A 5,229-nucleotide genomic window follows, 5' to 3' on the forward strand; every position below is an offset into this window, starting at 1 on the left:
CGGCACGTAACTTCTACCGACCCCGGCGAGTTGGGGCGGCGGCGCGCAGACGGTCGATTACGGGCCGCTGCACCAGGGCCATGAGGTAACCGATGAAGGCGACGCCGAGCAGCACCACGAACCAGCCGGCGGCGGCGCAGGCGCCGGGCAGGGCCACCACCAAGACCACGGGGGCGGCAAGCAGAAGCAGGCACACGGCGGTGCGGCCGAGTGCCCCGACGGCCAGGCGCGCCGCATTGGCCACATGCGCGCCGACGGTGTTGTCGAAGAAGGCGACCAGCGGCACCAGCCAGATCAGGACGGCGATGATGAGCAGCGCCCCGGCGTCGACCAGCCCAGTCAGTGCGGCGCCGCCCAGCTGGGACAGCGACAGGTTCATCCACGCGGCCAGTCCCGCCGCGGCGAGCGCCGGCAGCCACCAGGCCAGCGACTGGGCCAGGTTGGTGCGGAACGAGTGCCACCAGGTGCGCACCGTGTAGGTGTCCTCATCGCGCGCCATTTCCATCACCACGCGGGCGCAGGCGGTAAGCGCTGCGCCCGCGGTGATGATGGGCAGGCACCCCAGCAGGGTGAGCAGGTTGACGACGACGAGGTCGGCGGCCGCAGACCACGCCCGGTAGAAGGCCGAGTCGGGTCTTAGGAAACCGGACATGACGTGGGCGGCTCAACCCTTGACGGCGCCGGCGGCGACGCCCTCGACGATGTACTTCTGGCCGAAGGCGTAGAAGACGACGATCGGGATGATGGCCAGAACCAGCATGGCCATCTGGGCACCCATGTCGCGGTTGCCGTTGGAGCCGACGAGCATCTGGATGACGATGGGGACCGTCTTGTAGCGCTCGTCCTGGCCGATGACCAGGTTCGGCAGGAGGAAGTCGTTCCACACCCACATGGCATTCAGGACCGCGACCGTCACCGACGTCGGCTTGAGCAGCGGCATCACCACCCGGAAGTAGCTCTGCAGCGGGGTGCAGCCGTCCATGTAGGCGGCCTCCTCGATGTCCATCGGCACGGACTTGATGAAGCCCGCGAACAGGAACACGGACAGGCCGCCGCCGAAGCCCAGGTAGAGGATGATCATGCCCCACGGCGTCGCCAGGCCCAGCGCGTCGGCGATCTTGACGGTGGGGAACATGACCAGCTGGAAGGGGGCGATCATGGAGAAGGCGAACAGGTAGTAGATCAGGGAGGTCCACCAGGTCTTGACGCGGGTGATGTAGTACGCGGTCATGGCCGTCAGCAGCACGATCACCGCCACCGAGCCGACGGTGATGAACAGCGACCAGCCCAGTGCCCGGGCGAAGCCGGACAGCTGCAGACCGGTGATGTAGTTGCTCAGCCCGGCGAAGGTCTCGCCGGTGGGCAGGGAGAAGGGCGAGTCGGAGATGAAGAACTTGCCCTTGAAGGAGTTGATCAGGATGAACAGCAGCGGAATGATCCAGATCAGCGAAAGCACCGCCAGCAGGGCCGTGAGCAGGTTCTGACCGGCCGTCTGCTTGCGGCGGGCGGGCTTGGAGGGCTGCATCGGCTTGATGGCCGTCGGGCCCATGGGGGCGAGGGTCTCGGTGCTCACGCTTCAACCTCCTTGGCGCGGGTCGCGCGCAGCTGCAGCACGGCGATGACGGAAACGATGATGAAGAAGATGACGGCCTGCGCCTGGGCGATGCCCTGCTTGCCGACCTGCTTGTACATCAGGTCGACGATGTTCAGCGCCGCCATCTGCGTCTGCTTGAGCGGAGCGCCGTTGGTCAGCGCCAGGTTCTGGTCATACATCTTGAAGGTGTTGGCCAGGGTGAGGAACAGGCAGATGGTGATGGAGGGCATGACCATCGGGATGGTGACGTGGCGCAGGGTCATCCACTTTCCGGCGCCGTCGATCTGGGACGCCTCAATCAGCTCCGGCGGCACGTTCTGCAGACCGGCGATGTAGATAATCATCATGTAGCCCATGAGCTGCCAGTTGATCAGCAGGATCAGGCCGGCCATGCCCAGGCGCCAGTCGTTGACGATGGTCTGACCCCAGTGGCGCAGAATCGCGTTGAGCATGACCTGCCAGGTGTAGCCCAGGACGATGCCGCCGATCAGGTTCGGCATGAAGAACACCGAGCGGAACAGGTTGGTGCCGCGCAGCTTGCGGGTGAGCAGGTAAGCCAGGACGAAGGCGCCGAGGTTGACAGTAATGATGGAGATGGCCGAGACCAGGGCGGTGAAGCCGAGCGCCTTGACGAAGCCGGTGTTGCCGGTCAGCGCGGTCTGGTAGTTGTCGAAGCCGACCCACTTGGCGTTGGTGAGCGTGGTGAATTTGGTCAGTGACAGGTACAGGCCCATGAAGAAGGGCACGATGAACGCGATGAGGAAGGCGATCAGCGTGGGGCCGGTGAAAACGAGGAAGTACTTCTTGAGCGACTTGGTCATGTGTGTCTCGAGGGGTTCACGGAGGCGGGGCGGCGACAGCGCGGTTGAGTGGGAATGACAGGCGGCGCCCGGCAGTGTCACCGGGCGCCGCCGTCGTCAATTCACGATCCTACAAGGGCCACTCGACGGCCACTGTCGGGGTGCGGAGAATCAGGCGCTCTTCTCGGCGTGCCACTCCTCGACGAAGTAGTTCTTGACGTCGTCCCAATCCTCGGCGCCGGAGGCGTACTGGGACAGGTGCTGGCCGACCTGGTCCTTGAAGTCCTGGCTCGGGAAGGTCTGGAAGACCCAGTTGATCGGGTACAGGTCATCGTTGTTCATGTACTCCACGACCTCGGCGCCGAGCGGGTCGGCAGGGGCGAGCTCGGCGAAGGCCGAGTAGGGAGCCATGGAGACCACGGAGTTGTCGGTGAGCAGCTTGGCGGCCTCGGCATCCATGAACAGCCAGTTCAGGAAGTCGATGGAGGCCTGCTGGTCCGCCTCGGAGGCCTGGGAGTTGATCGACAGGAAGTTCTCGGTTCCCAGCGCGATGCCGGAGTCCTCCTCGCCGTCCACGCCGATGTAGATCGGCATGAAGTGGATCTGGTCCTCCTTGACGACGTTGCCGTCGACCTCGGAGATCTGGGACCAGGCCCAGTTACCGTTCTGGACCATGGCGGCCTTGCCCAGGGCGAACTCGGCCATCGAGTCCGAAACGTACTTGGAGGACAGCGCAGAGGGCTCGACCGTGGAGTTGTTGAGGTAGAGGTCGAAGATCTGCCGGTAATTGTCCGAGTAGGTCAGCTCGAGGTCAGGAGTGTCGGTGACGCCCTTGTCCTTGAACTCGTAGTAGATGGGGTAGTTGGCCAGGTGGGTCTGCCAGCGCCAGTCCTCACCGGGGGTGAAGGAGGTACAGGCGAAGACACCGTCGATACCCAGCTCGTCCTTCTTGGACTGCATGTCCTCGACGACCTCCTTGAGCTTGTCGAAGCCCTTGATCTCATCGATGGAGGAGGCCTTGGCGCCGTCCGTCGCGAAGTAGGCGTCCATGATCTCGCCGTTGTAGATCAGGCCATAGCCCTCGGTTGCGAGCGGGGAGCCGTAGACGGTGCCGGCATCGTCGGTCAGGGCCATGGACGGGTCGGTGAGGTCCTTGACGAAGTCTGCGTCCGAGATGTCGAGCGCGTAGTCCTGCCAGGTGGCCAGGCCGACCGGGCCATTGATGTTGAAGATCGTGGGCGGGTTGGACTTGGCTACCTCGGTCTGCAGGGTCTGCTCGTAGGTGCCGGAGGCGGCGGTGACGACCTTGACCTGGACACCGGTCTTCTCGGTGTAGGTGGAGGCGATGGTCTTGAAAGCCTCCTCGGCCTCGGGCTTGAAGTTCAGGAAGTAGACCGAGCCGGTCCCGGAGTCGCCGGAGTCGGACCCGTTGGAGCAGGCGGCCAGAGTCGCGGCGAGCGCGACCGCCGCGGAGCCACCGAGCATAGAGCGACGGGTGATGGGTCGCATTGATTGTCCTCCCTTGGACACGGAGTTGCCGGACCGAGGCCCGGAGAGAGCGGCTGCCAATCGTGCGTCACGAACCGCGAAGCGGCCCATCGCCCGACGGCGCTGACGCCCCCATTACACACGACACCCCGGCTTGTTGCAAGCCTTGCAAACCAGATTCGGGGCATTCATGGGCGGATGCGGGGTTTTGTGTGCATTCACAGCCCCATCCTGTAACCTTTTTGCAAGGACTGCGCCGACCCATTGCAGGCCGGTACTCGTCCTCACACCGCCCCTCACGCCAACCTCCGCCTGTCATGCCGCTGCCGCATTCCGACCCGAGCGGTATGATTCTGGTATGACTCAGAAGATTGCGGTAAGCCTCCCGGATGCGCAGGTCAGCTCGATCCGGCGCGCGGTTGCGCAGGGGCGGGCGGCGTCGGTGTCCGGGTACATCAGCGCCGCGGTCGCCCGCGCCGAGCGCGAAGACGGCCTGACCGAGCTGCTCGATGACTTGGACCGCGAGCTGGGCCAGGTCGACGACGCCGACCTGGCCTGGGCCGACCGCGCCCTCGGACTGGCGTGACTACGGACGTCGAGGTCACGGGCCTGACCCTGGACACCGGGGCGCTGCTGGCGCTCGAGCGCGGCGACGCCAGAATGCGGGCCCTGCTGCGCCGGGCGACCGAGGCCGGGATGGCACTGGCAGTACCCGCCGGCGTCGTCGCCCAAGCCTGGCGAGGAGGACCCCGCCAAGCGCGTGTCGCCCGCCTGCTCGGTGACCCCGCGGTTCAGGTCATCCCGCTGGACGATGTGACGGCGCGGGCGGTGGGGCTGCTATGCCGCCGCAGCGGACACCCTGACATCGTCGACGTCCATGTGGCACTGCACGCCCACGAGCATGGCCACGCGGTGGTGACCTCGGACCCGGGCGACCTGCGCGCCGTCACCCCCACTCTGCGCCTCATCGCCGTCTAACCTGCCGACGCCACCGGCCCGGCGCCGACATCAAGCACGCCCCGCCTCGCCAGGCGGTGTGCTCAGTCGTCCCGGTGGCGCATCCAGTACAGGTAGGAGTACACGCCCATGACTCCGAAGAAGAGTGGATACAGCCAGACACGCGGGGTCAGCCACGCCTCGATGGACAGCAGGTCGCCGTTCTCCAGCCCCAGCAGGACTCGCGCCACCATGAGCGACCACAGGAACTGCGCGGCCACCCGCCTGGCAGTCGGCCGACGGTGCCGCGTGCGCTCGCCGGTTACAGTCATGGGACTCCCCTTCAACTCGTGCATCCCGTTGTTCTCCGCGGAAGCCGGCGGCCCCGGCACCGCGTGGGTGCCGGGGCCG

7 protein-coding genes are annotated in these 5,229 nt (G+C 65.8%); 2 read left to right on the forward strand and 5 right to left on the reverse strand.

Annotated elements, in window-relative coordinates:
* Positions 1 to 13: 13 nt before the first annotated feature.
* The 4 genes from GZ997_RS04480 to GZ997_RS04495 form a co-directional block, all read right to left on the reverse strand.
* Positions 14 to 652: a DUF624 domain-containing protein gene (locus tag GZ997_RS04480; RefSeq protein ID WP_162679013.1), complete on the reverse strand. Its 639-nt coding sequence runs from the start codon at positions 650 to 652 to the stop codon at positions 14 to 16.
* Positions 653 to 664: 12 nt separating this feature from the next.
* On the reverse strand, positions 665 to 1,525 hold the full coding sequence (locus GZ997_RS04485) for a carbohydrate ABC transporter permease (protein WP_238994271.1): 861 nt from the start codon (positions 1,523 to 1,525) through the stop codon (positions 665 to 667).
* Between the two features lie 44 nt (positions 1,526 to 1,569).
* Positions 1,570 to 2,415 carry a sugar ABC transporter permease gene (locus GZ997_RS04490; protein WP_161924960.1) on the reverse strand — a complete coding sequence of 282 codons (846 nt, stop codon included), beginning with the start codon at positions 2,413 to 2,415 and terminating at the stop codon, positions 1,570 to 1,572.
* A 150-nt stretch (positions 2,416 to 2,565) separates the two neighbouring features.
* The gene (locus tag GZ997_RS04495; RefSeq protein WP_162679014.1) at positions 2,566 to 3,903 is read right to left on the reverse strand and encodes an ABC transporter substrate-binding protein; all 1,338 of its coding nucleotides are present in this window, start codon (positions 3,901 to 3,903) and stop codon (positions 2,566 to 2,568) included.
* Between the two features lie 337 nt (positions 3,904 to 4,240).
* Between GZ997_RS04495 and GZ997_RS04500 the strand changes: the two genes are divergently transcribed.
* Complete coding sequence (locus GZ997_RS04500; protein ID WP_162679015.1) at positions 4,241 to 4,468, forward strand: toxin-antitoxin system antitoxin subunit; 228 nt, start codon at positions 4,241 to 4,243, stop codon at positions 4,466 to 4,468.
* Positions 4,465 to 4,860 (forward strand): PIN domain-containing protein, encoded by a 396-nt coding sequence (locus GZ997_RS04505; protein WP_237564180.1) that lies wholly within the window; start codon positions 4,465 to 4,467, stop codon positions 4,858 to 4,860. The genes GZ997_RS04500 and GZ997_RS04505 overlap by 4 nt, the downstream gene beginning before the upstream one ends.
* A 62-nt stretch (positions 4,861 to 4,922) precedes the next feature.
* Here the strand turns inward: GZ997_RS04505 and GZ997_RS04510 are convergent.
* The coding region (locus GZ997_RS04510) for a hypothetical protein (protein WP_203233985.1) at positions 4,923 to 5,229 on the reverse strand (307 nt) is incomplete at its 5' end.

Origin of the sequence: Actinomyces sp. 565, assembly GCF_010365615.1 — a bacterium.
In the GTDB taxonomy this organism is placed as follows: Bacteria; Actinomycetota; Actinomycetes; order Actinomycetales; family Actinomycetaceae; genus Actinomyces.

Bases quoted from the DNA above. Each gene is read 5' to 3' on its own strand.
- GZ997_RS04500 (WP_162679015.1), top strand. From the start codon at position 4,241: ATGACTCAGAAGATTGCGGTAAGCCTCCCGGATGCGCAGGTCAGCTCG.
- GZ997_RS04480 (WP_162679013.1), bottom strand. From the start codon at position 652: ATGTCCGGTTTCCTAAGACCCGACTCGGCCTTCTACCGGGCGTGGTCT.
- GZ997_RS04495 (WP_162679014.1), bottom strand. From the start codon at position 3,903: ATGCGACCCATCACCCGTCGCTCTATGCTCGGTGGCTCCGCGGCGGTC.
- GZ997_RS04485 (WP_238994271.1), bottom strand. From the start codon at position 1,525: ATGCAGCCCTCCAAGCCCGCCCGCCGCAAGCAGACGGCCGGTCAGAAC.
- GZ997_RS04490 (WP_161924960.1), bottom strand. From the start codon at position 2,415: ATGACCAAGTCGCTCAAGAAGTACTTCCTCGTTTTCACCGGCCCCACG.